Genomic DNA, 26,974 nt, shown 5'->3' with positions numbered 1-26,974 from the left:
TCATTCGCTCCCCAAATGCAGTGAGGTCGGAATCCGTCCGGCTTCTTCGGTTTGCGTGATGCCAGTGTCCAGTAGGTAGACCCGTGAATCGTCAAGCCCGGTCTGATCGACCAGGTAGTCCTTGATCGAAGCGGCGCGAGCACGGCTCAGGCTGCGCAATAGCGCGGTGCTATCCGCTCGGCTGGCGACCACGGCGTCGCGCATGCGCTTGCTGCGTTCCTGCTCGTCGAGTTCATCCCATTGAGCGGGTGGCTGTTTCCCGAGTCGGCTGCGATAGATGCCTTCGAGCATGGCGACCTTTTCCTCCTCGCCGATTTCCAACTGTGCGGCGTCGGCAGGTACCTTGTCACCTCGGCGCTGCAGCACCTTGTACCAAGTCTCCTGAAACTCGCGCTGTAGCCATTGCTCGGCCATCAGCGGTCCATCCGCTTGCGGTGAGCTCTGCCCTTCGACTTCCAGGCGCAGCACCGGACGTTCCTGTAATGCACGTGCCAACGTGGTCAGGTTGCCGCGCGCCTGTTCATCCAATTCGTTACTGCCTGGTGCAAACAGGACTTGGCTGAGGTCGTTCTGCTCGCCGCCCGCCAGTCCCGCAAGAAACTTGAACGGCGCCTGGACAGCACGTGCCACAAGGTTGCGCAGCGTTTGCCAGACGATCGGCATGACGTTGAATTGAGGGTTGTTGAGGTTGCCCTGCACCGGCAGTTCAAGCGAGATGGTGCCATGGGTGTCCTTCAACAGTGCGACGGCCAGTCGGACAGGAAGGTCGACCGCCTCGGGGCTATCCACTTTCTCTCCGAGTTGTAACTGCTGCAGAACGACCTTGTTTTCGGCATTCAACTGGCCTTGCTGAATGCGGTAATGCAGATCGAGGTCCAGGCGGCCCTTGCGGATGCGATATCCGGCGAACTTGCCGGAGTAGGGCGAGAGCGTGGTGAGCTCGACCTGCCTGAATCGGGTGGCGATATCCAGACTCTGCAGCGGATCGAAGGGCGTGAGGCTTCCCTTGATGCTCACCGGCGCGTAGCGATCGACCTTACCTTTCACATCGACGGTAGCCGGTCGTTGGGCCCGGTTGTCAAGCGTCCCGATCTGGCCGTTGAGCTCTTGCACCGCAGTGATGAAGGGGGGGCGCAGACTGAGATCGGAGAAGTTGGCCGAGCCGTCATTGATCGCAATGCCACCGATGTGGATGGCCATCGGCTCCGCCTGCGTCGTTGCCGGCGAGGCGGCATCGGAGTCGTCCGGCGTCGATTTGTCCACCAACAGGTCATTGATATTGGTGGTGAGGTCGGGATTGATGATGAAGCGTGCGTAGGGCTGGCTCAGTTCGACGTGCTCGACCTGCAACTGCTGAGGGTGTTGGTATTTCAGCCCGTCGAGCTTCAGACGTTGCCATTTGACGAAGTCGCGATTCTTGATGGTATCCAGCGTATGCAGCTGGGTGATTTCCGCTGCCCCGCCTAGATTGAATGCCAGGGGTTCGGTGCCGGTCAGCTCGAACTCCAGCTGGCTGGCCAGCATCCCGCTGCGCAACTCGAGATGAACCAAAGGAGTCAGATAGGCTTGTGCGATGCGCAGGTCGATATCCTGCGTGCTGATCTTGAGCCGCCCCGTGGCCGGTTGCAGTTGCAGCTGCCCCGCGGCCTGCAGGACGCCTCGGTTGCCGACACCGGTGTTCAGGTCAAGGGTGAAAGGTGAGGTGCCCAGACTGTCGAAATCGGACACATCGAGGTTCAGCGGGCCTAACTCCAGGGCGACGTGTTCCTCCGGGACGCGATCGCTCAGATGAACTCTGTATTCACGCAGCTGTGCATCATGCAGCAGAACCTGCCAGGCGCTTTTGTCCGCGGCCGTGCTGTCGTTTGCTGGCGGGGTTGGCTCTGCGCTTTGCGATTGGTGGGGGGTCTGGCCCGCCACAGCGGTAGCCGAAGGCGCCAGCAGTTTCAGCCAGTTCAGCTCGCCGTCCGGCTCTCGAGCCACCCAGGTTTCCAGCGCCCGGCTGCGCAACTCGCCGATCACCACTTGCTGCTTGGCCAGATCCAGCGCCGTTTTGCTGATTTCCAGGCTCTCCAGGCGAACCAGAGGCTGTCCATCGGGGGTGTCCAGTTTGAGGGGTGCCAGTTGTGCATTCAGATTGCTCAGCTGCAGCTCGGTGCTCTGCGCAAGGTCGAGCCGATAGTCACTGGCGAAACTCAGCCGGCCTTCCTGCAGGCGCAGCGGTACGGTGTCATGCGCATAGGCCCAGAAGTCTTTCAGCAACAGGTTGCTGATTTTCAGCTGGCCGGATGAGCTGATCGGCGACAGATTGATTTGCCCGGTCCAGTCCACACGGGCCCCGCTAGGGCCGGTTGCGACCAGTACCGCATCGGCGGCGTCATCCGAGCGGGTGGCGAAGTTCAACAGCTCGAAGTTGAGCGAATCGAGCAGGAAATCGATGGGCTCATCGGGCCGTTGATCGGCGAAGCGGACCGACCCCTCCACCAGTTGAAGCCGGCCAATGCGTAGCGCGAAAGTCTCTCGCCCCGCCGCTTCAGGCTGCTCTTCGCTTGCGGGCAAGTCGAACAGCTGCGTCAGGTTGAGTACGCCATCCTTGTCGAAGATCACCTCGGTGTGCAGCTGAACCAGCTCGACGTCCTCGATCTGCAAGGCGCGACGCCAGAGGCTGCTCCATTCCAGGTTGAGATAAAGGCGCTCGAAGCCCAGCTGCGGCTGATCCGTCTCGCCGAGGCGCAGATTGAATAGCGTGAGTTCGAGGCTCAACGGGTTGAACTCGATTCGCTCCAGGCGTGCTGGCACCGTGGCGTACTGGATCAGCTGCTGATTGACGACACGTTGGGCGACCCCGGGCAGTATCAGGAAGCCGAGGAGGCAATAGCAGACCAGTGCGGTCATCAGGCCGATGAGTGCGCGCTTCATTCCGTTGGGCATGCGAAATCTACATTCCGGGCAGTGACTGCCTTGGAGTATGGCACGACAGACGGGTTCCTCTAAGGTCTCAGTGTATTGCTGCGCTTCACAATTGCAGCGTCAGAACCTTCAGGGGAGGTTGCCCATCGGCGGACGGAAAGTCATGTGCTGGTGACAACACCTGGCAATCGCGCACCGGTCGTCCCGTCTTTATCGCGCAACGCAAAACCTGCTCCCGCCAGTCTTCGAGGCTGATTTTCGCCAGGTTATTACAGCAGACCAGCACCCCGTCTTCCGCCGTGGCAAGTAATGCGGGCTTGAGCAGGCTCTGATAGTCGCGCAGCAGATCGACCGTGCCGAACGCGCTTTTCGACCAAGCCGGAGGATCGAGCAGTATCAGGTCGAACTGTCTGGGCATCAGGCGCGGATAGTCGGGCAGCGCGCGTGCGCGTCGTTGGGGGATAGGCAAACCCGCCAGCTGTCGGATCGCCGGAAAATAATCCGACTGAACGAATTGCATCGGGGCCAGCTCGGGATTGAGTACGCCGTTCTCCCGCCCGACCGCGAGGTTGCTCTCGGCAAAGTCCAGGTTCCACACCTCGCGCGCGCCGCCGGCTGCAGCACAGAGGCCGACGCCACAGGTATACGCGAAGAGATTGAGCACCGACTTGCCGGCGCTGTTGGCTTTGACCCAGCCGCGAGCGTTGCGCAGATCGAGAAACAACAGTGGATCCTGCCCGCTATGGCGCGCGCGGATGCGGTAGTTGAGGCCCCACTCCTGGCCAACCTGATCGTCCAACGCCGCAGGGTCGGCGCGAAACACCGAGTCGTTGCGGTCGATGCGTGAGTTGCCCTGGGAGCGGTCGTTGTAAACCAGCGACAAGGATTTGCCGAGGCTGGTGCAGAGCTGCTCATGCAGCGCCAGCAGCGCGTTGCGTTCGAGGGGTTGATGAAAGCTTTGGACGAGTAACAACGGCCCATAGCGATCAGCTGTCAGGCCTGGAGCGCCTTCCTGGCTGCCATGGAACAGTCGGTAGCAGTCGGTGCCCTGTGAATGCAGCTGAGTCAGCAGCGTTTCGCGGCTGCGGTAAGCGGCGCGCAGCGCCTGTTCTAGAGAAGGCATGCGCGGCGACTCGGCGAGAAAGGCACGCAGTCTAGCGGAAAACACTAGCGGCTAGGCAGGCCCATGCGTCGACGGGCCCGGTGCACCGAGCCGCTGCGCACCGCCCAACGCAGTACGGGTGCGGTGCGTCTGACGCCCAGCTGTATCAGCTGGCGCTGGCGCGGGCTCTGCTGCAGTTCGAGCATGGCGCTCGCCCAATCCGGCAACAGCTCCACGCCAGCCTGCATCATGAGTGCGCCAAACGGCCGGGTCAGCGCGCTGGGAGCCGGGGCGTTGAACAACACACGAAGGATTTCCCGAGAGCGTTCATCGCACTGCAGCTGCGGGCGCACCATCTGCAGATAGTCGGCGATCTGCTGCCTCGAGCGCGGCACGTCGCGAGCGCCCAACGACTCGGCGATCAGCGCGACCTCCGTGTAATAGCGGTCCTGATCATTGCCAGACAGAGCAGGATTGAGATAGCGCAAGTGCGCCTTGAGAAAGCTGCTGACCTCGGCGACATGCACCCAGGTCAGTAGATCGGGGTCATAAGCGGCATAAGGTCGGCCATCGGCGGCGTGACCGGTGACGTTGAGGTGAATCGCCCGAACCCGCTCGATCAATCGTTGTGCGTCGGCCTGGCTGCCGAAGGTGGTCGCCGAGATGAACTGCCCGGTGCGACGCAGGCGTCCAAGTAAGTCTTCGCGGAAATTCGAATGATCCCAGACGCCGGCCAGCGCCAGCGGGTGCAACGCCTGGAGTAGCAGGGCGGAGATGCCGCCGACCAGCATCGAAGTGAAATCGCCGTGTACACGCCAGCAAACGGAATCCGGCCCGAACAATCCCGGGTCGCCCGGCGGGCTCTCGTAGTCGACACCGCCAATGGCCAGGCCGGTAAGGCTGAGCACCTGCGATTCGATATGACGGCGGATGAACTCCATGGGAACGTCTGGCTTGTCTGGGATAGGCGAATGTTACCCGATGCGCACATGTTACCCGGCCGGTCGATGGATATCGGCCGGGACTACGTCGAGTCGTAGAGAGAGCGATGGAAGAGGCGGGAGCCGGGCAGCGAGACGCCGCCCGGTTTGTATGGCGGATCAGCCGCGATGACGCCCGCGGAAGAAGTCGATCAGACCTTGCGTCGAGGCATCCTCGGCCGGTGGCGCATCGAAGCTGGTCATCTGGCCGTAGACGGCCTTGCCCAGGTCTTTGCCCAATTCCACACCCCACTGGTCGAAGGAGTTGATTCCCCAGATCACGCCCTGTACGAATACCTTGTGCTCGTACAGCGCGATCAGCGCACCCAGGCGACCGGGGCTGATGGTTTCCATCACCAGAGTGTTGCTCGGTCGGTTACCAGGAATGACTTTGTGCGGCGCCAGGCGTTGGATCTCGGCTTCGCTCATGCCCTTGGCACGCAGTTCGGCTTCTGCTTCTTCACGGGTTTTGCCAAGCATCAGTGCCTGGCTCTGCGACAGACAGTTGGCATAAAGCCACTCATGATGATCGGCCACCGGATTATGGCTGACCACCGGCACGATGAAGTCGGCTGGAATCAGCGGAGTGCCCTGATGCAACAATTGGTGGTAAGCGTGCTGGCCGTTGGCCCCGACGCCGCCCCAGATGACCGGGCCGGTGCTGCAAGAAACTGGCGAGCCATCCTGCCGGACGCTCTTGCCGTTGGATTCCATGTCCATCTGCTGCAGGTGTTTGACGAAGTTGCGCAGATAATGATCGTAAGGCAGGAAGGCGTAGCTCTGCGCCCCCCAGAAGTTGTGATACCAGATCCCGAGCATTGCCAGCAGCACTGGCATATTGCTTTCGAAGGGCTCGTTGAGGAAGTGGGTATCCATGCTGTAGGCGCCGGACAGCAGATCCTTGAAGTTGGACATGCCAATAGCCAGGGCAATGGGCAGGCCGATCGCCGACCACAGTGAATAGCGCCCACCGACCCAATCCCACATCGGAAAGATGTTCTTCTCGCGAATACCGAAATCGATGGCGGCCTGCTTGTTGCTGGTCACCGCAATGAAGTGACGGTAAAGCTTCTCCTCGGTGCCACCCTTGCCGAGATACCAGGTGCGCGCCGCCTGGGCGTTCTTCAGTGTTTCGAGGGTGCCGAAGGTCTTGCTGGAAATGATGAACAGGGTGGTTTCGACGTTCAGTTTGGCGGTCACTTCGCGGAATTCGCTGCCGTCTATATTCGCCAGATAATGAGTACGCACACCGTGCTGGGTGAACGGCAACAGCGCCTCGGATACCAGCTGCGGGCCGAGAAACGAGCCCCCAATGCCGATATTAACCACGTCGGTGATGGTCTTGTCGCTGAAGCCACGCCAAAGATTGTTGTGGATCCGGGTGACGATGTCGGTCATCTGCGCCAGCGCGGCGTGCACGTCGCGCATGATGTTGCGGCCGTCGACTTGTACGGAGTCGCCCATCGGGCGGCGCAGGGCGGTATGCAGTACCGGTCGGTTTTCCGACGCGTTGATCCGCTCGCCTTCGAACATCGCATGGGCAGCCTGTTCGACGCCGGCCTCGCGCGCTAGGTTCACCAGCAGACTGCGAGTCTCGCGAGTGATCAGGTTCTTTGAATAGTCGAGAAACAGGCCGCAGCAGGAAACCGACAGGTCATCGAAGCGAGTCGGGTCGGCCTTGAAGGCCTCGCGCATGCTGAAGTGCTGCATCGCCAGGCGATGTTCTTCCAAGGCCTTCCAGGACGACAGGCCGGTGGCATCGAGAGGGTGCTGGTAGTAGCTCATGGTTGTGCGGCTTCCTTTGCTTTGGCGGACTATCTGCGGTCCTGCAATGGGGACAAACAGTCATTCGAACATGCTGGCACGCTGGCATTCATCCTGAATGGAGCAGGCGCATACCGCTGCGGTTGAGGCCGCGGCGGCGACGGTGCTTCCTGCACCGTCGAGACTGGTCTGACTGGCAAAAACGCGCGGCGTTCCGAAGCGTCGCGTTTGCAGGGTCGTTGGGCATCGGAACACTGCGACCATTGCAGATTTACGCTGCCAGGGGAAACCCTTGACCACAAAAAAGCCCGCAGCGCGGCAGGCGTTGCGGGCTTGTTCAATCACCAGATCAATCAGGCGACCTGAACCGGAATGGCGTTGCTGGTGTGGCTGAGCTCTCCATCGGCGCCCATATAGAGGACATGGGGTTTGAAGCTGGCCAGTTCGGCTTCGCTGTAATGAGCATAGGCACAGATGATCAGACGATGGCCGACACCGGCCTTGTGCGCGGCCGCACCATTGACGGAGATGATCTTCGAGCCTTCTTCGCCGCGGATCGCGTAGGTGGTGAAACGCTCGCCGTTGTCGACGTTGTAGATCTGGATCTGCTCATATTCACGGATGCCGGCGAGGTCCAGCCAGTCGCCGTCGATGGCGCAGGAGCCTTCGTAATCCAGCACAGAGTGGGTTACCTGGGCGCGGTGCAGTTTGGCCTTGAGCATGATGGCGTGCATGGCGGGGTCCTCCGGGTGCGCAAGCGGCGCAGAGTGTGCCCGAACCCCGGGGTGCGATCAATACCGGGGCGGGCAGAGCGGGTGCCGATGATCGGCTCGGTCAGCTACGGATTAGCTGATGTGTACCTGCAGATTGTCGATCAGGCGGGTCTTGCCAAGGAATGCCGCCGCGAGGATCACCAGTTCATGGTGTTCGTCGGTGGCTGGCTGCAGATCCAGCGCATTGCGGATTTCCAGGTAATCCGGACGAAACCCCGCAGCCTGCAGCGCCTGTTTACCGGAGGCCAGCAGAGCGGGGTAGTCGCGTTCGCCGTGGCGGATGGCATCGGCCAGTTGCTGCAGCGTTCGATGCAGCGCCGGCGCAGTCGTGCGTTCGTCGGCGCTCAGGTAACCGTTACGCGAGGACAGCGCCAGCCCGTCCTCGGCGCGCACGATGGGCTCGCCAATGATCTGCACCGGCATGTTCAGGTCGCGGACCATGGTGCGGATAACCGCCAACTGCTGATAATCCTTCTCGCCGAACACCGCGAGGTCCGGCAGCACCATGTTGAACAGCTTGCTGACCACGGTGGATACGCCGTCGAAATGGCCGGGGCGGCTACCGCCGCAAAGGCCTTCGGAGACGCCGGGCACACGGACGATGGTCTGCAACGCCTGGCCGTGGGGGTACATCTCTTCGACGCTGGGAGCGAACAGCAGGTGGCAACCGGCATCGAACAGCTTGTCCTGGTCGGCGGTCAGCGTTCGCGGATAGCTGGCCAGGTCTTCGTTGGGGCCGAACTGCAGCGGATTGACGAAGATGCTGGCTACCACGAAGTCGGCGCGCTGGCCGGCCTTCTTAACCAGCGCGACATGGCCGGCGTGCAGGTTGCCCATGGTCGGCACGAAGCCGATGCGCTTGCCTTCGCCACGCGCGCGGGTCACCGCGGCGCGCAGATCGGCGACAGTCCTAACCACGTTCATGCGGAGAATCCATGTTCGGCTGCGGGAAAATCCGTGCTCTTCACCGCCTGGACGTAGGCGGCGATGGCGCTGGGGATGTCGTCATGCTCCTGCATGAAGTTCTTGACGAACTTCGGTGCGCGTCCGCTGAGTGACAGCCCGAGCAGGTCGTGCAGTACCAGAACCTGACCATCGGTGGCGTTGCCGGCACCGATGCCGATCACCGGCACCGTGACCGCCCGGGTGATGCGGGCGGCCAGGTCGCTGGGGACGCACTCGAGTAGCAGCATCGCGGCGCCGGCGGCTTCGAGGGCCTGGGCATCGGCAATCATCTGCTGCGCCTGAGCGTCCTGCCTGCCCTGCACCTTGTAACCGCCGAACAGGTTTACTGCCTGAGGGGTCAGGCCCATGTGCGCGCAGACTGGAATTCCCCGTTCGGCGAGCAGCCGAATGGACTCGGCCAGCCAGGCCGCGCCCTCGACCTTGATCATGTGTGCTCCGGCTTTCATCAGCGTGGCGGAGTTGTCCAGCGTCTGCTCGATGGTCGCGTTGGCCATGAAGGGCAGGTCGGCAAGAATCATCGCGCCACGGTTGCCGCGTTTGACGCAGGCAGTGTGATAGGCCATTTCTGCAACGGTTACCGGCAGGGTGCTGTCGTGTCCTTGCAGAACCATGCCAAGGGAGTCGCCGATCAGCAGCACCTCGACCCCGGCTTCGCAGGCGGTCTTGGCGAAGGTCGCGTCATAGCAGGTCAACATGACGATCTTCTCGCCTTTCTGCTTGAGGCCTTGCAGGGTGGTCAGGGTTACGTCTGGCATGAATGCCGTCCTCCTAGAGCCTCTGAGGGATCACGGTTGCACTCGGAGCGCGCTGGGGCGCCCCAAATCGATGCGTGCCGGTAGCGGGCGCTTATAGTCCCGATGGCGGCGTGCTAAGTCAATCGGGAGTGTTACCAGGACTGTTACAACTGTTACCGGCTGGTTACAAGGCCTCGTTCAGGCGTTCCAGGCCTTCGAAAGGGCAGGCGGCGAGCAGATCGGCGAGACGTCGCCCATCGGCTAATTTCAGGGTTTCAGGTGCTACTTCGGCCAGCGGATACAGCACGAACGCCCTGGCGTGCAGGTGATAATGCGGCACCGTCAGGCGTGGCCCGTCGAGTTGGTAGTCGCCGAACAGCAGGATATCCAGATCCAGCGTTCGCGGACCCCAGCGCTCAGCCTTGCGTTCCCGGCCCTGGGCTCTTTCGATGGCTTGCAATGCATCGAGCAGCTCGAGCGGCACCAGTGCGGTGTCGAGTACAGCGACGGCGTTGTAGTAGCGCGGTTGGTCCGGTGGGCCCAGCGGGTCGCTGACGTACAGCGAAGACACGCCGGCGAATCGGGATGAGGGGATGGCTGCAAGTGCCTTGAGTGCGCCACGCAGCTGCTCGCGAGGCTCGGCCAGGTTGCTGCCAAGGCCAATGTAAACCCGTTCCATTTAATCGATGGACGCCGGTGCGTTTTCGTTCGGGCCGCGCTTGCGCCGTCCGCTGCGGCGCCGCTTGCGAGGTGCTCCGCTACCCTCGTCCTTGCTGCTGAGGCCGCGAATCATATTGCGGCGTTCGCTCTCGCTGGCTTCTTGGTAGTCGGTCCACCATTCGCCCAGGTTATCGGTCTGCTCCCCGGCGCTTTCGCGCAGTAGAAGGAAGTCGTAGCCGGCGCGGAAGCGCGGATTGTCCAGTAGCTGATCGGCGCGGCGGCCCTGACGGCGCGGCAGACGCTCCTGCATGTCCCATATTTCCCGCATCGGCATGGTGAAGCGCTTCGGGATGGCGGTGCGTTGGCACTGTTCCCAGATCAGCTCATGGGCCGCTTCCTGCATCGCTGGTATCGGCGGCAAGCCTCTGGCCTGTGCTTCGGCGACGCGCGCCGGTAAGGCTGGCCATAGCAAGGCGGCAAACAGGAATGCCGGGGTCACCGGCTTGCCCTGGGCAATGCGCTGGTCGGTATTGGCTAAAGCGTTACGGATCAGGGTGCCGGCGTAGTCGGGATTGTCTTCCAAAGCATCGGCGCTGGCTGGGAACAGCGGGGCGAAGAGATCGTATTCCAGTAGCAACTCGAAGGTGCGTTCGGCCTTGCCACTGAGGAAGAGCTTGATGATCTCGTCGAACAAGCGAGCCGAAGGCACATCGTTCAGCAGGTCAGCCAGTTCGGCGATGGGCTCGGCGCTGTGCTGTTCGATTTCGAAGTCCAGTTTGGCCGCGAAGCGGACCGCTCGAAGCATGCGCACCGGATCTTCCAGATAGCGCTGCTCGGGATCGCCTATCAGGCGGATCAGCCGATTGCGAATGTCGCGAACGCCATGAGTGTGATCGAGAATGCGCTCGCTCGACGGGTCGTAGTACAGCGCGTTGATGGTGAAGTCGCGACGCTGGGCGTCGTCTTCCAGGGTGCCATAGACGTTGTCGCGCAGGATTCGTCCGCTCTCGTTGCGTGACGCAAGATGATTGTCCTCATCATCGTCCGCCTCGGGATGGTTGGCCCGGAAGGTGGCAACTTCAATGATTTCGCGGCCGAAATGCACATGAACCAGCTTGAAGCGACGGCCAATGACCCGGGCGTTGCGAAACTCGGCGCGTACCTGTTCGGGCGTGGCGCTGGTGGCGACGTCGTAGTCCTTCGGAGCCAGCTCCAGCAGCAGGTCGCGGACGCAACCACCTACGACATAGGCCTCGTACCCGGCATGCTGAAGCCGTTCGACGACGCTGACGGCGTGCCGGCTGAGATCGTTTCGGTGCAGCGAGTGCTGCCGGCTGGACAGTATTTCGGGTGTGCGACGGGGATGCGGGAAGCGGCGCAGGGGAGAACGAAAAGACTGGAACAGCTTTTTCAGCATGAGAGGCACTGTGTGGCGAAATGACAAAGTGGCGAAGGAAATAGCCACGAACGAGCGTGGATTCTAGCACCGGGAAAGGGGATGGTGAACGAAGCGCGGGGAGGTGTCAAAACAACGGCCAAAGCCAGAAAGCACTAGGGGGAGCCGAAGCTCCCCCTTTAAATGATGTCGCGTGCTTTGTTGTTATTAGTATTTCGGGCCTGTTGTTTTTGTTTGGTCACCCGTTCCCTTCGGCTATCGCGTCCGGGAATCGCTCCTACGTTGGGAGCAAAGAGCAAACGGATTTCTTTGGTCGCTGACTTGCCATCGATCATTGATCCAACCAGTTCAGGCACTGCTTAGGCAGTTTTTGTTGTTCTCGGCCTGGTCGTGGGGCAAAACCCCATTTGGCATTTCCTCTCCAAAAGAATCAGTTAGCTACGCCTCTGCCTTCTTGTATTTATTTTGCTAGAGCCGGTACGTCTTGTTCTTATTGTGGGTCTGCTTGTTATTGTTGTTGTGCCAGATAGAAAGCATTTGCCGTGCCAGTTTTTGAAAAGTCTTTGTAATCAACGACTTGTTTGTTTCGGTAGGTATGCCCGCTTACAAAAAACCGGGTTCCCGTTACCGATGAACCCGGTTTTTGTTACGTGTCGGTGGGGTGGGTAACAATCTGTTAGCCGGTGGCACTGGATTTGCGCCGGGGAATCCCCAGTCGCTGGCGCCGTTCCCACAGACACTTACGACTGATTCCCAGCTTGCGGGCCAGCTCGGTCTCGGTCATGTGGTCCTGGTGCTCGAGCACGAAATGCTGGAAGTAGTCCTCCAGCGAAAGATCCTCGGTCGGCTCGTTGCTGGTCGCAATGGAAGAACCAAGCGGGGCACAAGGCTCATCGTAATCGTCATCGAGGTTGTCGAGTTCGATGTCGATGCCCAGTAACTCCGCACTGATTTCCTCGCTCTCGCTGAGGATCGCTGCCCGCTCGATGGCATTCTCCAGTTCCCGGACGTTCCCGGGCCAGGCGTAATGCCGTACGGCCTGCTCAGCCTCCCGGGAGAAGTGCAACGCCTCGTTACCCATTCGTTCGCTCTGCCGTGCCAGGAAGGCCTTGGCGATTTCCAGCACGTCGGCACCACGCTCACGTAGAGGCGGCAGCTTCAGTGCGATGACATGCAGGCGGTAATAGAGGTCTTCGCGAAACTGCCCGTTCTTGGCCAGTGTCTTGAGGTCGCGGTGGGTAGCGGCAATCAGGCGTACGTCGACCTTCTGCGATTGGGTGGAGCCGACACGGCGAATTTCCCCTTCCTGTAACACCCGTAACAACCGCGCCTGCGCTTCCAAGGGCAGTTCGCCGATTTCGTCCAGGAACAAGGTGCCGCCATCGGCAGCCTCAACCAGCCCGGCGCGTCCGGCGCTGGCGCCGGTGAACGCGCCTTTCTCGTGGCCAAAGAGCTCGGATTCAATCAGTGTTTCAGGGATCGCAGCGCAGTTGACCGAGATCATCGGCGCCTTGGCGCGGCGGGAAAGATTGTGCAAGGCGCGGGCGACAAGCTCTTTGCCGGTACCCGACTCTCCTTGAATCAGCACATTGGAGTCGGTGGGTGCGACCTTGCGGATCTTGCCGAACAGATCCTGCATGGGACCACAGCGTCCAATGATGCCGATCCCGCTGTTGTCCGAGTCGGTCTCGACCGCCGCATCCGACGGCGTCGATGCGCTGCGTGAAGTTGCGGGGGCAGCGACGGCTGCCTGCTGCCGATCATGAAGGATGCGGGCTACGGTCTGCAGCATCTCGTCGTGGTCGAAGGGTTTGGCGATGTAATCCACCGCGCCCATTTTCATCGAGTCCACGGCCGAGCGCAGGCTCGCATAGCTGGTCATGATCAACACAGGAGTGCCTTCGGCGAGCTTGATCAGCTCGGTGCCGGGTGTTCCGGGCAGGCGCAGGTCGCTGACGATGAGATCGAAACCCGGAATGCTGAAGCGCTCTTGCGCTTCCTGCACCGAACCGGCTTCGCTGACCTCGTACTGATTGCGTTCGAGGAGTCGGCGCAAGGCGGAGCGGATAATGGTTTCGTCTTCGACGATCAGAATATGTGACATCAGTACTCTCTCGACGGTCTGAAGGCGGCTACAGGCAGGCGGGAAGCAGCGCCCAGGAGCGCGCGTCCCATGACCTGGGCAAGCTGTCGCGATGCGGTGTGGGTCTGTCCGTGCAGGATTGCGGCGCCATCTCGCGCGGGCCTTTTTATGGCCGGGCGTTCGCTGAGTCGCTCATGGGCCGATACCGGACGAACAACGCCCATCGCTTCGTCAATCAATGGCATCTGTCGCCTCGACATACCGCGGCAGGGTAATGCGGAAACGGGTACCGCGTTGGGTCTCCGGGTCTGCCGGGCTGTCAATATTGATCTGGCCATAATGCTCTTCCACGATCGAATAGACCAGAGCGAGGCCCAGGCCTGTGCCTTCGCCGGGGTCCTTGGTGGTAAAGAACGGCTCGAACAGGCGGTCCTGAATGGACTGGGGAATACCGCTGCCTTCGTCTTCGACAATAAGGTAGACGGTCTGCTCGGATTCCTCGCTACGCACCCGAATCGCGCCGCCAGGCTCCGACGCATCGCGGGCGTTGGAGAGCAGATTGATCAGCACTTGTGCCAGACGTTGCGGATCGCCTTCGGCCAGGTGGCTTGGGTCGCAGAGGTTGAAGAAGCGTACCTCCGTCCCTCTTCGGTTGAGCGACAGCAGGGCGATTGCGTCCTGCGCCACCTCGGCCAGGCTCACCGGATAAAGATCCTGCTGCCTGCCACCGGCGTGAGCGAAGCTCATCAGCGATTGGACGATGCGCGAGACGCGCTTGGTCTGTTCGACGATCTGATTGCTGATCTCGTTGATCTCGTTATCGGCCTCTCGCTCCTCGCGCAGGTTCTGCGCCAGGCAGGCGATGCCGGTGATCGGGTTGCCGATTTCGTGCGCGACACCGGCCGCCAGCCGGCCGATGCTGGCCAGGCGTTCGGAATGTACCAGGCGGTCTTCCAGTTGCTGGGTCTCGGTGAGGTCTTCGATCAGCAGCACCAGGCCGCTGTTGCCGGGTGCCAGGGGTTCGGCAATCGCCGCCTTGTGCAGGTTCAGGCAGCGGCTGTGGCCGTCCAGTTGCAACCGCTGCTTGTGCAAATGCTCCTCGCTCTGCTGAATGAAGTCGCTCAGAAGACTCTGCCAAGGCTCGGCGATGGTCGACAGGCGTGAGCCCACCACTTGCAGCGCCGGAATCTCGGTGAGCTCCTCCAGCGCTCGGTTCCACATCAGAATTTCCTGATCCTTGGCCAGCGAGCAGACGCCCATCGGCAGTTCCTGCAACGTCTGGCGGTGATAGCGACGTAGCGCATCGAGCTCAGCGGCCAGGCCGGTCAGGCGCGAGTGATAGTCCTCCAGGCGACTTTCGATGAAATGGATATCTTCGGTGACGTAACCTTCCGCGCCGTTCTTGTAGGACAGGAAGTTCTCGACGATATCCTGGGCGACGCTCGGGCCCATCAGGCCGGACAGGTTGGCCTCGATGCGATCGCGCAGTCGGCGCAGCGCATAAGGCCGATGTTCATCGAAGGGCAGCTGGAGATCTCGCAGCGCCTGTTCCACCTCGCGCTGCGCGGTCTTGGCACCCAGTGGCTTGGCCAGCTGGGTGGCGAATTCCTGTGGCGAGGCGGCTGCGAGTTCGCGTCGTTGTGGTCGGCGCACGTTTTCCACCGCGCAGGCCTCGGCGGCCGCCTGCTCCTCGGCGCTGGTCTCGGTGAACAGCGAGAACAGCGAGAAAGCCAGCACATTCACGGCCAGCGAAGCGATCGCCGCCAGGTGCCAGCTGGTGTCGTCGAGTACATAGACGACGTTGAGCAGCGGAATGTAGAAGCCGTCTAGATTGCCCACCAGTGGCAACAGCATGGTGACCACCCAGACGCTGATGCCTGCCAGCAGGCCGACGATGTAACCGCGGCGGTTGGCGGTCGGCCAGTAAAGCACCGAAAGCACGCCGGGCAGGAATTGCAGTGTGGCGACGAAGGCGACGATGCCCAGGTTGGACAGGTCCTGCTCGGCGCCCAGCAGCAGATAGAAACCGTATCCGGCCATGATGATGGCCAGGATCAGGCTGCGGCGGGTCCATTTCAGCCAGCGATAGATGTTGCCTTCGGTGGGTGGCTGATAGAGCGGCAGCACCAGGTGGTTGAGGGCCATGCCCGACAGCGCCAGGGTGCTGACGATGATCAGTCCGCTGGAGGCGGACAGCCCGCCGATGAAGGCGACCAAGGTGAGTGCCTCGCTCTGTGCGGTCAGGCCCAGGCCCAGAGTGAAGTACTCCGGGTTGGTGCTGACGCCGAGCTTGAGACCGGCCCAGAGAATCAGCGGCACGGCCAGACTCATCAGTAGCAGATACAGCGGCAGCCCCCAGCTGGCACTTACCAGGGCGCGCGGGTTGAGGTTCTCGGTGAAGGTCATGTGATACATGTGCGGCATGACGATGGCCGACGCGAAGAACACTAGCAGCAGGGTGCGCCAGGGACCTTCCTGCAATGGCGTATGCAAGGCCTGCAACGCCGACTGGTTCTGCAGCAGCCAGATCTCCAGCTGATGGGGGCCACCGAATACGACATACAGCGCATACAGGCCGATGGCGCCGAAAGTCAGCAGCTTGACTACCGATTCGAAGGCGATGGCGAAGACCAATCCCTCGTGCTTCTCCCGCGTGGCGATATGCCGGGCACCGAAAAGAATGGTGAACAGCATGATCATTACGCAATAGCCCAACGCGACCCGCTCCTGCAGGGGCTCGAGGGTGAGAATGCCGATGGCGTCGGCCACCGCCTGAATCTGCAATGCCAGCAGCGGCAGCATCCCGATCAGCATGACGATGGTGGTCAGCGCGCCGCTCCAGGTGCTGCGGAAGCGGAACGCGAACAGATCGGCCAGCGAGGCCAGCTGATAGGTGCGGGTGATGCGCAGGATGGGGTAAAGCAAAACCGGCGCCAGTAGGAAGGCCCCGCAGACGCCCAGATAGGTGGCGAGGAATCCGTAACCGTACTGATAGGCCAGGCCAACGGTGCCATAGAACGCCCAGGCGCTGGCATACACACCCAGCGACAGGGTGTAGGTCAAGGGATGACGGATCACCCAGCGCGGGATTAGCCCGCGCTCGCTGACCCAGGCCACGCCGAACAGCACCAGCAGATAGGCGACGCTGATTAGGATCAGGTGGCTGAGGCTAAAGCTCGTCTGCATCGCGCTGACTCTGAAGGATGAAAGTCACCACGATGAGGATCAGCCACAACAGATAGGGCCGATACCAGGCGCCGTTGGGGTCGATCCACCAGTCCATGATCGCGGGGGAAAACAGATAGATCCCCACCACCAGGAGCAGCACCAGTCGGTAGATGTACATGCTGGAACTCGTGTCGGAAGTAGCGGAATGGTAAAGCAGCGCCAAGCGGCAAGCCACAAATGGCAGTTAAAGCGGCTGCATCGGTCGTTCCAACCACATGAAGCTTGCTTCCAGCTTCCAGCTTCCAGCTTCCAGCCCTAGCGCAGCTGCGCTTCGGCCAGGGTGCGGCTGTGAGGGATGCGCTCGGCACCCCAGCGCGGAATTGCCCAGGCCAGTATCTCGCTGGGATGTGCGTCGTCGAGCTCGCTGGCGGTGGGTTGGCCGAGGGCTCTCAGCGCTCTCAGCAGCAGGGGCGTCGCTTCTTCCGGTTGCAGCGGTGGCGAGCGGTAACGCTTGCCGAGCTTATGGCCGTCCGGCTGGATGATCAGCGGTACGTGCAGGTAACGCGGCTGCGGCAGGCCGAGCAATTCTTGCAGATACAGCTGGCGCGGGGTGGAATCGAGTAGGTCGGCACCGCGGACGATATCGGTCACGCCCTGCCAGGCGTCGTCGAGCACCACGGCCAACTGATAGGCGATCAAGCCGTCTCGACGGCGAATGACGAAGTCGCCGACCTCGCGACCGATGTGCTGGCGGAACTCGCCCTGCAAGCGATCGGTGAAGGCGTATTCGCGATCAGGAACGCGCAGACGTATGGCGGAATCCTTCAGGTCTCGACCGGCGTCTCGGCAGAATCCGGGATAAAGCCCGGCGAAGGGCTGCAGCTGTTTGCGCGAGCAAATACAGGCGTAGGCGTCGCCGTCCCGCCACAGGCGATCGATCACCGCGTTGTAGGTATGCAGCCGCTCGCTCTGGCGAACCATCCGCCCGTCCCACTCGAAACCGTAGGTTTCCAGCGCCTGTAGTATCGCCGACTGTGCCCCAGGCATTTCACGTGGTGGGTCGAGGTCTTCCATGCGTAACAGCCAGCGGCCACCGGCCGCGCGGGCGTCGAGATAGGAGGCCAATGCGGCGATCAGCGAGCCGAAGTGCAGATAGCCGCTAGGCGTTGGGGCGAAACGGCCCACGTAGGCGGATGGGCAGGAGGCGGTCGATGGCATGGCGGGGCCGGCTCGGGTGAAGCATCAGCGAGGCGGGGTGCGCAGTACGCGAGCCCTGAAATGAAGCGGGGCGCCGTAGCGCCCCGTTCGGGATCAGGAACCGATCTGCTTTTCCTTGATCTCCGCCAGCGTCTTGCAGTCGATGCACAGCGTGGCGGTGGGGCGGGCTTCAAGACGACGGATGCCGATCTCGACGCCGCAGGAGTCGCACCAGCCATATTCGTTGTCTTCGATCAGCTGCAGCGTCTCGTCGATTTTCTTGATCAGCTTGCGCTCACGATCGCGGGCGCGCAGTTCCAGGCTGAACTCTTCTTCCTGGCTGGCGCGGTCGGCTGGATCCGGGAAGTTCGCCGCTTCGTCCTGCATGTGATGCACGGTGCGATCGACTTCCTCCATCAGCTCCTGCTTCCACTTGTTGAGAATGCCGGTGAAGTGAGCGCGCATATTGTCGCTCATGTACTCCTCACCCTTGGATTCCTTGTAGGGCACGAAGGCGCGAATCAGTTGGTTGCTGGGTGTCGTTTTGGTAATGGGCATGGATGAACGCCTCTCGCTATGTCCATTGCGCAGGATAGTGAAATCCCTCTGCCGGCCCGTGCCGGCCCTGCGGCTGCAAGCGGGCGAACTTACCAGATCGTATCGGGGTGCGCTACTCCCGAATATCACGGTGGCTGCGGTGTCAGAGGGACCTTCGGTAGAATTCACGTTTTGTACTCATCAGGAAGGTCAGATGACCTCGTCATATAGCGCGCGTAGCCGTGCAATCGAACCCTTTCATGTCATGGCGCTGCTGGCGCGAGCCAACGAGCTGCAGGCGCTGGGCCGTGACGTCATCCACCTGGAAATCGGCGAGCCGGACTTCACCACCGCTGCCCCCATCGTCGCGGCCGGTCAGGCTGCCCTGGCGGCCGGCCATACGCGCTATACAGCCGCCCGGGGGCTGCCGCAGCTGCGCGAGGCGATTGCCGGCTTCTATGCTCAGCGCTATCAACTGTCTATTGACCCCGAACGCGTGCTGATTACTCCCGGCGGTTCGGGCGCTTTGTTGCTCGCCAGCAGCCTGCTGGTCGATCCCGGTAAGCACTGGCTGCTGGCCGACCCTGGCTATCCCTGCAATCGGCATTTCCTGCGCCTGATCGAAGGCGCGGCACAGCTGGTGCCGGTGGGCGCCGACGTGCGCTACCAGCTGACGCCCGATCTGGTCGAGCGCCATTGGGACAGGGACAGCGTGGGTGCGCTGGTCGCCTCTCCGGCCAACCCTACCGGCACGCTGCTCGATCGCGACGAGCTGGCAGGGCTGTCCGCCGCCCTGAGAGCGCGCGGTGGGCATCTGGTGGTGGACGAGATCTACCACGGGCTTACCTACGGAACCGATGCGGCCAGCGTGCTGGAGGTGGATGACGAGGCCTTCGTGCTCAACAGCTTCTCCAAATATTTCGGCATGACCGGCTGGCGTCTCGGTTGGCTGGTGGCGCCGCCGGAGGCCGTGCCGGAGCTGGAGAAGCTGGCGCAGAACCTCTACATCAGCGCGCCGACCATGGCCCAGCACGCGGCGTTGGCCTGCTTCGATCCGGCCACGCTGGACATACTCGAGGCGCGCCGGGCCGAGTTCGGTCGTCGCCGCGATTTCCTCTTGCCGGCCCTGCGCGAACTGGGATTCGGCATCGCCGTGGAGCCTGAAGGCGCGTTCTATCTTTACGCCGATATCCGTGCGTTCGGCGGCGACGCCTACGCCTTCTGCCAGCACATGCTGGAGACCCAGTTCGTGGCCATCACGCCGGGGCTCGATTTCGGCCGCCATCAGGCCGGGCATCATGTGCGGTTCGCCTATACCCAGGATCTGCCGCAGTTGGAGCAAGCGGTCGAGCGCATCGCCCGTGGCCTGCAGAGCTGGGCTGGCTGATGCGCTTCGCAACGCCCTTGGAACAGGGCCGGCTGGTGCGACGTTACAAGCGCTTCTTGGCCGATATCGTCACTGATGCCGGCGAACACCTGTGCATTCATTGCCCCAATACCGGCTCGATGCTCAATTGCATGGGTGAAGGTGCACGGGTCTGGTTTCAGCGCAACAGCGATCCAAAACGCAAGCTGCCGGGAACCTGGGAGTTGGTGGAAACGCCACAGGGCCGGCTGGCCTGTGTCAATACCGCACGTGCCAATCGCCTGGTCGAGGAGGCGCTGCTAGGCGGTGTGATCGGCGAACTGGCCGGCTTCACGGCGCTGAAGCGCGAGGTGGCCTATGGCGTGGAAAACAGTCGAGTGGACTTTCGTCTGGATTTCGCCGGTGGCCCGGCATTTGTCGAAGTGAAAAGCGTGACCCTCGGCTTTGGCGACACGGCCGTGGCGGCCTTTCCCGATGCGGTGACGACGCGAGGCGCACGCCATCTGCGCGAACTGGCGGCACTGGCCCGCAACGGGGTCCGGGCGGTGCAGCTGTACTGCGTGAATTTGTCCGGGGTCGAGGCGGTGCGACCGGCCAGTGAAATCGATCCGCTGTATGCGGAGGCGCTGCGTGATGCCAAGGAGGCTGGTGTCGAGTTGCTGGCGTATGGGGTCGAGCTGTCGCCAGAGGAGATTCGCCTGGCGCACGGGTTACCTGTGATGCTGTGAGCCCCGTTAGCGTGAATCGATGCGGTCAGCCAGACCAGCCGACCGCACCCCTGCTCAATCGCCGCTGGGCGTCACTCGCCAGATACTGTCGCCGACGTCATCCGCTACCAGCACCGCGCCGGTCTTGTCGATGGCCACGCCCACCGGACGGCCCATGGCCTCTTCTTCGTCATTGACGAAGCCGGTCAGAATGTCTTCGGCTTCACCGTTCGGCTGGCCATTCTTGAACGGCACGAAGACCACCTTGTAGCCACTGCGGGGTTTGCGATTCCAGGAGCCGTGCTGGCCGATGAAGGCACCGTTGCGGTAACGCTCCGGCAGCAGCGAGCCTTCATAGAAGGCCAAACCCAGCGAGGCGGTATGGGCGCCGAGGGCGTAGTCCGGCACCAGGGCTTTGGCCACCAGATCCGGCCGCTGCGGTTTGACACGCTCGTCGACGTGCTGGCCGTAGTAGCTGTAGGGCCAGCCGTAGAACCCGCCATCTTTTACTGAAGTCATGTAATCGGGGACCAGATCGCTGCCGATCTCGTCGCGTTCGTTGACCGTTGTCCAGAGCTCACCGCTGTCCGGTTGCCAGGCCAGGCCGTTGGGGTTGCGCAGCCCCGAAGCGAACAGCCGCAGGGTCTTGTTCTGTGGATCGACCTCTAGGATCGCTGCACGATTTTCCTCGGCTTCCATGCCGTTTTCGGCGACGTTGCTGTTCGAGCCGCTGGTTACGTACAGGCGTGAGCCATCCTGGCTAGCGATCACGTTCTTGGTCCAGTGATGATTGATCGGCCCGGCTGGCAGGTCGACGACCTTTTCGCCGGCACCGTCGATGCGGGTGGTGTCCTGCTCATAAGGGAAGCGCACCAGGGCATCGGTATTGGCGACATACAGCTGGTCTCCGACCAGCGCCATGCCGAACGGGGAGTTCAGTTCTTCGAGGAAGACCGTGCGCTGTTCCGGTGTGCCGTCGCCATCCTTATCACGCAGCAGGGTGATGCGGTTGGCGCTCTGGCCGCCTGATCCGGCGCGGGCCATGACCTTCTCCGTGATCCAGCCACGAATGCCCTTGCCGTCCTCCGGCTTGGGCGGGGCGTCACTTTCGGCCACCAGTACGTCGCCATTGGGCAGCACATAAAGCCAGCGTGGATGGTCGAGGTCCTGCGCGAATGCTTCGACGCGCAGGCCAGCGGCGGCTTGCGGCTTTGCTTCGTCAGGCCAGCCGGTCGCCTTGGCGATGTTGACGGTTGGCAGCAGTGACTTGTTGGGTTCAGGGAGTGATGGGTCTGGCCCGTAACCCAACTCCACGGGCACTTTCGCGGTATCACCGCACCCAACGAGGCTTAGCATCAGGGTGGTGCTGAACAGATAGGCATAGCGGCGCTGCATGTGCGACTCCTGCTGATGGCTGAACAATGATGCGTCGCGCCCAATCAGGGGGCCTGATCGCGATCGCGGCCTTTCTTTTCATCGTGCCGGGCTTTTCTGGCGGTGCGCTGTTCCAGTCGTGGCATTAGCAGAAAGATCATCATGGCGAGGCACGTTGTAAGCACGGCCGTGGCTTCATGGCCCAGTCCGGCGGCAACCCCAATGGCGGCGGTCAGCCAGATTCCGGCCGCAGTGGTCAGGCCTTTGACGTCCCGCTGGGAGCTGCCCTTGAGAATAGTGCCCGCACCGAGAAAGCCAATCCCGGTAATGATGCCCTGCATCACGCGCGACAGATCTTCGAGCGGCATACCGCCCTCTAGCGGCACCAGCACGAACAGGGCCGCGCCCAGGGCGACCAGCATATGGGTCCGCAGGCCGGCGGCCTTACCCTTGGACTCCCGTTCGTAGCCGAGCACGCCACCCAGTATCGCGGCCAACAACAGTCTTATCGATACCCGAACCCCGTGCTCGAGGTCGGGAATGTCAGAGAATTCCGATGCAACGGTGCGGCTGAGTATTTCCCACCATTCCATGAACGCCCCCGGCTAGCTACACGATAACGGCTGTCTGAATTTCGAGTTGCGGCGCGCACGGCGGTTCACTCTGTGACCTCGAAGCGCAGCATGCCGATCGTCTGTCCGGCTTCGGTCAGGACTCGCACGCGCCAGCGGCCTGCTGCCTTCGCAGGGAAGTTGCGCTTGTGAGTCCAGGCCCGGTAGCCCGCGTCACGGCCTCCGCTTATCTCCAGGGGAATGCGCTCGACCTGTCGACCGTCATGTTCCCATTCGTGGAAGATGCGCTCCTTCAGCCCACGCGGCGCATTGATCGCGGTAAATGCGTACAGGCCATTTTCGTGCAGCTCACGGCTGGACAGCTGGCGAAGACGGTTACCCGGTTTGCGCGAGGCATCGTCCATGCTCATGGTTACCGCGACGTCGGTGAGCCACAGCGTCGCTGGCGGCACCCAGGTGCGCCCCATCCACCCGCCAAACCCGACGGCGAGCGCCAGTAGCGGTACCGCGACCAGGCTCTTCCAGTTCCAGTCGGGAAACAAATCCCTCAGGCTGGGCAGAGCCAACAGCACGGCAATGATCAGCGAACAGAGATAACTCTGCCGAGTGGACAGGTGAAAGATGATGGGCAGCGCCGTCAGCAGGACCGCGAACAGCGTCAGGGCATGGAATCCCAGGTAGATCCAGCGGCGCGGCGCCAGCCACTTGTAGTACAGCGGGTCGACCAGCGAAATCAGCGCCGCGAGCCCCAGGATCACCGTGAAAACGGACTGGCCGCTGTTCCAAGTAGTCGTGATGAAGAAGAACGGAATGATGAAGAACAGGCTTTCCTGATGCACCATCTGCGTGACGTAACGCAACAGCGGGCGCGGCACCTTCCAGCCGAATCGGCGTTCCAGGCCTTGACGCAAGCTGTTCTCCAGCATCAGCCAGAGCCAACTGACCAGCATCACCGCGGCGATGACCTTGGCCAAGCCGGCTTGGCGATCGACCAGCACGAAACTGGCGACGCCCGAGCAGAAGCCGAACAGTGCGATGGTGCCGGGGTAGCGGCGGATCAGGCGCGAGGCCAGGTCGAAAAGGAAGTAAAGCCGGGATTTCAGCAGCATGTCGATTTCACGTTTAGGAGTGTCTCCGGTTCGTCGTTCACGGGCGGCCCCAGGCCTGGGTGCCTGGCTGGGTCGCGCCGTCCGTGTAGCCGGGAAAGTGCCAGAAATCCAAGGTCTGGCGGGCGTTCTGGTTGTTCGTACCTCGAACGGGCCGATCGAACGGTGAGGCGGCTTGGGGTAGTGATGCGGGCGTGTGACAAATGATCCGCCGCCGGATTCCATTCTGTCGAGTGAAAGCCGCTCGATACCGATGAGGGCTCCGATGCCGTCATGCAGGGGGGACGGTTGCCCGATCTATCGCGGTGCGCACTTCGCCATAGGAGCGTGCCGTTTCCGGCGTCAGGCGCACCAATGGCAGGCCGATCGTCTGACAAAGCTCATCGAGGAAGGCGTTGGTTTCGGATGCTTGTTCCATCTCGATGGCGCAGCGAGGCTCCAGCGTATCCCGGTCGCACAGAAGAAAGTCGAAGCACGCCGCCGAGATCCGGTTGACAGCCTGGTACCAGGGCGCGCGTCGGGGAATCGCTGTCACCTCGGCTACCTCGGCGAGCCGTACCTTGGCCAGGATGAGGTAATCCGCGCCTGCCGCTTGCTGCAGCAATGCCAGCAATTCCTGTTCGCTCGGTTGCAGGAAGGGGCGCTTCAGTTGGTAGGGCATCCGTAGCGCGGGATGGTTGAATTGCCGCTGCTTGATATAGAAGACCAGCGCGAAGCAGACGAAAGCCACCAGCACCAGTCCAAGAAAAGCGGTCATCTCGCGGCTATCGACAGGGGGGCGGGCTGGACTGCCTGAACGGGTCGGACGCACATGGGTTGTTCCTCAACGTTTAAAAAAGAGTATCGAGCCTGCACGTTGGAGCGGGCAGAGCGAGGGGAGTTCGTTCAGGCATAGGCTGTACTTATCCCGAGTATCTGTGCAGCGTTCTGTGGATAACCTATGAGCTTACCGTCGGAGGCCATGTGGCACTAGCGCTTTGCGTGTCTGGTCATGCTTTGATCAGTTGTCGAGGAGCTTGCTTCAAGGCACAGTGTCGTCTCATGCACAAGCTCTTAAACATTGATATTCAAGAATTTTTATTCAGACCAGAGCACCACGCTTACAGTTATCCCCGTTTACTGTGGAGAGTGTTGTGGATAAGTGCAGGTAAAGGTCCCGGAGGCGCCACGCCCGTTGGGCTGGAAAAAACTGTTCGTTTTTCATACAGCCGCCGAGGGCGGTCCCGGCGGCGGAGACTCTTGGAATCAAACCGCCGAAACGTTGTGCCAACGGCTGTCGGCTCTGGGCTGCCAATCGCCCAACAGCTGCAACAGGGTTAGAGGTGATTCGCTGCGCTGCAGCATGTCGCGGTACCGCGGCTTCACGAAACCTTCTTCGACGAGGTGGTCCAGGAAGTGGCTGAGCTTGCTATAGAACTGGTTGATATCCAGCAGACCGAGGGGCTTGCTGTGATAGCCCAGTTGCCCCCAGGTCCATACTTCGAACAGTTCCTCCAGGGTGCCTAGGCCGCCCGGCAGCGCAATGAAGGCATCGGACAGTTCAGCCATGCGGGCCTTGCGCGCGTGCATGCCGTTAACGACTTCCAGTCGCGTCAGCCCGGTGTGGCCGATTTCAGAATCTTTCAGACTTTGCGGGATGATGCCGATCACTTCGCCGCCAGCAGCCATCGTGGCATCGGCTACCACGCCCATCAGACCAACCGCGCCGCCTCCGTAGATCAGCCGGATGCCGTTCGCCGCCAGCGTCTGGCCCATTGCGATGGCCGCTTCACGATAGATGGGGTTGGCGCCGGTGCTGGCGCCGCAGAATACGCAAATCGATTGCAGGGACATGATTCACTCCGTCAGTAGGACGGCTGGCAGCGTAACGCCGGCTTCCTCCAGGGCCAAGCGTCAGTAGGGCTCGCCGATGCAGGCGCCGCTGATTCCCAAGGCATAGTTGGCAAATAGGGTCTGGATCATCTCGAGGCTGGGCATGGGGACGCTCCTTGGTTGTTGAAAACGAGCCTAGTCGCTCCTTGGCGCCCAGCCTTGTAGCTTTTTCGCATCGCTCCGATAGCGTAACGGGCAAACTTATCCCCGAAGGCTGTGCAAACTTCTGTGGATAAGCTCTTCGTGTTTTGCTCAAGTAGGCGTGGGTGCTGGCATTGCTGGCGCTGATCAAGAAATGACCAACGGCTATGCGATGTCCTAAGTGCTTGTTAAGAAGGTTCTTTTGCGTTACTGCGGCTAGAAGCTCGCAGTCGGATTGCGCCGTTTTGTTATCCAGCGTTACTGTGGGGCGCTCTGTGGATAACGTGGGGAAACCAGGCGCTAGCCTGCTGCGTGTCTGGTTTGTAGTGGGGTGGTCGAAAATTGATCAATTAGCATCTTGCGAAGCGACCTCCTCAATTACCCATCGATCGGCTTCGCTGCATGCCTCGAGCAGGCAGGTCGAGCAGCGTGTCAGTCCTAAGTGCCCCCGCGCGGCGCTGGGCTGACAGCGGCGCTGACGCCGGACTCGACATCATCCCGACGCCTTATGCCGCGGCATTCATTCGTGGCGGTTTTGATTGTGGGCAGGTTTGGCCTGACTGACACTCGCCTGATCCCATACAACACATCCAATCAAAAACCGCTGGAGGATATCCGATGAGTGAAGCCATTCGCTTCGAAGACAAGGTGGTCGTGGTGACCGGCGCCGGTGGTGGTCTCGGCCGCGCCCATGCGCTGCTGTTCGCCCGTCACGGGGCCAAGGTGGTGGTCAATGATCTGGGTGGCAGCGCCCAAGGCGAGGGTGCCAACGCCTCGGCTGCCGATCGCGTCGTCGAGGAAATCCGTCAGGCCGGCGGCACCGCGGTGGCCAACCATGACTCGGTGACCGACGGCGGCAAGATCGTCCAACAGGCGCTGGACAGCTTCGGCCGCATCGATGTGGTGGTGAACAACGCTGGCATCCTGCGCGACAAGACCTTCCACAAGATGGAAGACGCCGACTGGGATCTGGTCTACCGCGTGCACGTCGAGGGCGCCTACAAGGTAACCCGCGCCGCCTGGCCGCACATGCGTGAGCAGGGTTATGGCCGGGTGATCTTCACCGCATCGACGTCAGGTATCTACGGCAACTTCGGCCAGTCCAACTACGGCATGGCCAAGCTCGGCCTCTACGGGCTGACCCGCACTCTGGCGCTGGAAGGACGCAAGAACAACATTCTGGTCAATGCCATCGCCCCCACTGGCGGCACGCGCATGACTGAAGGGCTGATCCCGCCGCAGGTCTTCGAGCAGCTCAAGCCCGAGCTGGTCAGCCCGTTGGTGGTCTTCCTCGCCAGCGAACAGTGCCAGGAAACCTCCGGGCTGTTCGAAGTGGGCGGCGGCTGGATGGGCAAGGTGCGCTGGGAGCGCAGCCTGGGGGCTGGTTTCGACCCGAAGGTCGGCTTCGATGCCGAAGACGTCGCAGCCAGCTGGCAGCAGATCTGCGATTTCGAGAATGCCGCGCACCCGGCTGACAACATGGAAGCGCTGAAGGAAATGATGGCCAACCTGCAGAAGCACGCCGGTTAAGGCCTCCGGGTCGGACTGCGCTTCGTGGGCGATAGC

General features: G+C 61.7%; 22 protein-coding genes. 3 read left to right on the top strand and 19 right to left on the bottom strand.

All coding sequences use genetic code 11. The features are described 5' to 3' along the window. The 14 genes from MCB86_RS11090 to dksA all read right to left on the bottom strand — a co-directional run bounded on the left by MCB86_RS11090 (position 1) and on the right by dksA (position 18,291). Positions 1-2,931 (bottom strand): DUF748 domain-containing protein, encoded by a 2,931-nt coding sequence (locus MCB86_RS11090; protein ID WP_239610893.1) that lies wholly within the window; start codon positions 2,929-2,931, stop codon positions 1-3. A gap of 85 nt (positions 2,932-3,016) precedes the next feature. Further along, complete coding sequence (locus MCB86_RS11085; RefSeq protein WP_045160866.1) at positions 3,017-4,033, bottom strand: class I SAM-dependent methyltransferase; 1,017 nt, start codon at positions 4,031-4,033, stop codon at positions 3,017-3,019. 44 nt (positions 4,034-4,077) lie between these two features. After that, the gene (locus MCB86_RS11080; RefSeq protein ID WP_045160867.1) at positions 4,078-4,953 is read right to left on the bottom strand and encodes an oxygenase MpaB family protein; all 876 of its coding nucleotides are present in this window, start codon (positions 4,951-4,953) and stop codon (positions 4,078-4,080) included. 159 nt (positions 4,954-5,112) lie between these two features. Beyond that, positions 5,113-6,777 carry a glucose-6-phosphate isomerase gene (gene pgi / locus MCB86_RS11075; protein ID WP_045160868.1) on the bottom strand — a complete coding sequence of 555 codons (1,665 nt, stop codon included), beginning with the start codon at positions 6,775-6,777 and terminating at the stop codon, positions 5,113-5,115. A 332-nt stretch (positions 6,778-7,109) separates the two neighbouring features. Further along, entirely contained in the window at positions 7,110-7,490 is a 381-nt protein-coding gene (gene panD / locus MCB86_RS11070; protein ID WP_003298244.1) for an aspartate 1-decarboxylase, read from the bottom strand. Between the two features lie 111 nt (positions 7,491-7,601). Continuing rightward, positions 7,602-8,453 (bottom strand): pantoate--beta-alanine ligase, encoded by an 852-nt coding sequence (gene panC / locus MCB86_RS11065; RefSeq protein WP_045160869.1) that lies wholly within the window; start codon positions 8,451-8,453, stop codon positions 7,602-7,604. Next, positions 8,450-9,250 carry a 3-methyl-2-oxobutanoate hydroxymethyltransferase gene (gene panB / locus MCB86_RS11060; protein WP_045160870.1) on the bottom strand — a complete coding sequence of 267 codons (801 nt, stop codon included), beginning with the start codon at positions 9,248-9,250 and terminating at the stop codon, positions 8,450-8,452. Before panB ends, panC begins: the two co-directional genes overlap by 4 nt. 163 nt (positions 9,251-9,413) lie before the next feature. Then, the gene (gene folK, locus MCB86_RS11055) at positions 9,414-9,908 is read right to left on the bottom strand and encodes a 2-amino-4-hydroxy-6-hydroxymethyldihydropteridine diphosphokinase (RefSeq protein ID WP_045160871.1); all 495 of its coding nucleotides are present in this window, start codon (positions 9,906-9,908) and stop codon (positions 9,414-9,416) included. Continuing rightward, positions 9,909-11,306: a polynucleotide adenylyltransferase PcnB gene (locus MCB86_RS11050; protein ID WP_045160872.1), complete on the bottom strand. Its 1,398-nt coding sequence runs from the start codon at positions 11,304-11,306 to the stop codon at positions 9,909-9,911. 655 nt (positions 11,307-11,961) lie between these two features. Beyond that, positions 11,962-13,389 (bottom strand): sigma-54 dependent transcriptional regulator, encoded by a 1,428-nt coding sequence (locus tag MCB86_RS11045; protein WP_045160873.1) that lies wholly within the window; start codon positions 13,387-13,389, stop codon positions 11,962-11,964. 210 nt (positions 13,390-13,599) lie between these two features. Then, positions 13,600-16,554, bottom strand: coding sequence for a sensor histidine kinase (locus MCB86_RS11040; protein WP_045160874.1), 2,955 nt, complete (start codon positions 16,552-16,554; stop codon positions 13,600-13,602). Next, positions 16,538-16,714 carry a hypothetical protein gene (locus tag MCB86_RS11035; RefSeq protein ID WP_003095129.1) on the bottom strand — a complete coding sequence of 59 codons (177 nt, stop codon included), beginning with the start codon at positions 16,712-16,714 and terminating at the stop codon, positions 16,538-16,540. Before MCB86_RS11035 ends, MCB86_RS11040 begins: the two co-directional genes overlap by 17 nt. A 137-nt stretch (positions 16,715-16,851) precedes the next feature. After that, on the bottom strand, positions 16,852-17,754 hold the full coding sequence (gene gluQRS, locus MCB86_RS11030; RefSeq protein ID WP_239610890.1) for a tRNA glutamyl-Q(34) synthetase GluQRS: 903 nt from the start codon (positions 17,752-17,754) through the stop codon (positions 16,852-16,854). A gap of 93 nt (positions 17,755-17,847) precedes the next feature. Further along, complete coding sequence (gene dksA, locus MCB86_RS11025) at positions 17,848-18,291, bottom strand: RNA polymerase-binding protein DksA (protein WP_021205864.1); 444 nt, start codon at positions 18,289-18,291, stop codon at positions 17,848-17,850. 193 nt (positions 18,292-18,484) lie between these two features. Here dksA and MCB86_RS11020 point away from each other — a divergent pair, with 193 nt between their 5' ends. Next, entirely contained in the window at positions 18,485-19,657 is a 1,173-nt protein-coding gene (locus MCB86_RS11020) for a pyridoxal phosphate-dependent aminotransferase (RefSeq protein WP_045160876.1), read from the top strand. Next, positions 19,657-20,364: a DNA/RNA nuclease SfsA gene (gene sfsA, locus MCB86_RS11015; RefSeq protein WP_045160877.1), complete on the top strand. Its 708-nt coding sequence runs from the start codon at positions 19,657-19,659 to the stop codon at positions 20,362-20,364. The genes MCB86_RS11020 and sfsA overlap by 1 nt, the downstream gene beginning before the upstream one ends. A 54-nt stretch (positions 20,365-20,418) precedes the next feature. Here the strand turns inward: sfsA and MCB86_RS11010 are convergent, their stop codons facing one another. From MCB86_RS11010 to MCB86_RS10990, 5 genes are all read right to left on the bottom strand, one after another. Continuing rightward, positions 20,419-21,738, bottom strand: coding sequence for a sorbosone dehydrogenase family protein (locus MCB86_RS11010; protein WP_239610888.1), 1,320 nt, complete (start codon positions 21,736-21,738; stop codon positions 20,419-20,421). A 44-nt stretch (positions 21,739-21,782) separates the two neighbouring features. Then, positions 21,783-22,310 carry an MgtC/SapB family protein gene (locus MCB86_RS11005; protein ID WP_045160879.1) on the bottom strand — a complete coding sequence of 176 codons (528 nt, stop codon included), beginning with the start codon at positions 22,308-22,310 and terminating at the stop codon, positions 21,783-21,785. Between the two features lie 65 nt (positions 22,311-22,375). After that, complete coding sequence (locus tag MCB86_RS11000; RefSeq protein ID WP_239610886.1) at positions 22,376-23,398, bottom strand: DUF5924 family protein; 1,023 nt, start codon at positions 23,396-23,398, stop codon at positions 22,376-22,378. Between the two features lie 268 nt (positions 23,399-23,666). Further along, positions 23,667-24,152, bottom strand: a complete 486-nt coding sequence (locus MCB86_RS10995) for a DUF2726 domain-containing protein (protein WP_239610884.1) — start codon at positions 24,150-24,152, stop codon at positions 23,667-23,669. 488 nt (positions 24,153-24,640) lie between these two features. Beyond that, a complete protein-coding gene (locus MCB86_RS10990; RefSeq protein ID WP_239610883.1) occupies positions 24,641-25,228 on the bottom strand; it encodes a TIGR00730 family Rossman fold protein in 588 nt (195 codons plus the stop codon). Positions 25,229-26,026: 798 nt separating this feature from the next. Here MCB86_RS10990 and MCB86_RS10985 point away from each other — a divergent pair. Beyond that, positions 26,027-26,938, top strand: a complete 912-nt coding sequence (locus tag MCB86_RS10985; RefSeq protein ID WP_045160883.1) for an SDR family oxidoreductase — start codon at positions 26,027-26,029, stop codon at positions 26,936-26,938. The last annotated feature ends 36 nt before the right edge of the window (positions 26,939-26,974 follow it).

The organism is Pseudomonas sp. KSR10 (genome assembly GCF_022355455.1).
GTDB lineage: Bacteria > Pseudomonadota > Gammaproteobacteria > Pseudomonadales > Pseudomonadaceae > Stutzerimonas > Stutzerimonas stutzeri_E.
The sequence above is the reverse complement of the archived record's forward strand: the minus strand, read 5'-3'. Positions and strand labels throughout refer to the sequence as shown.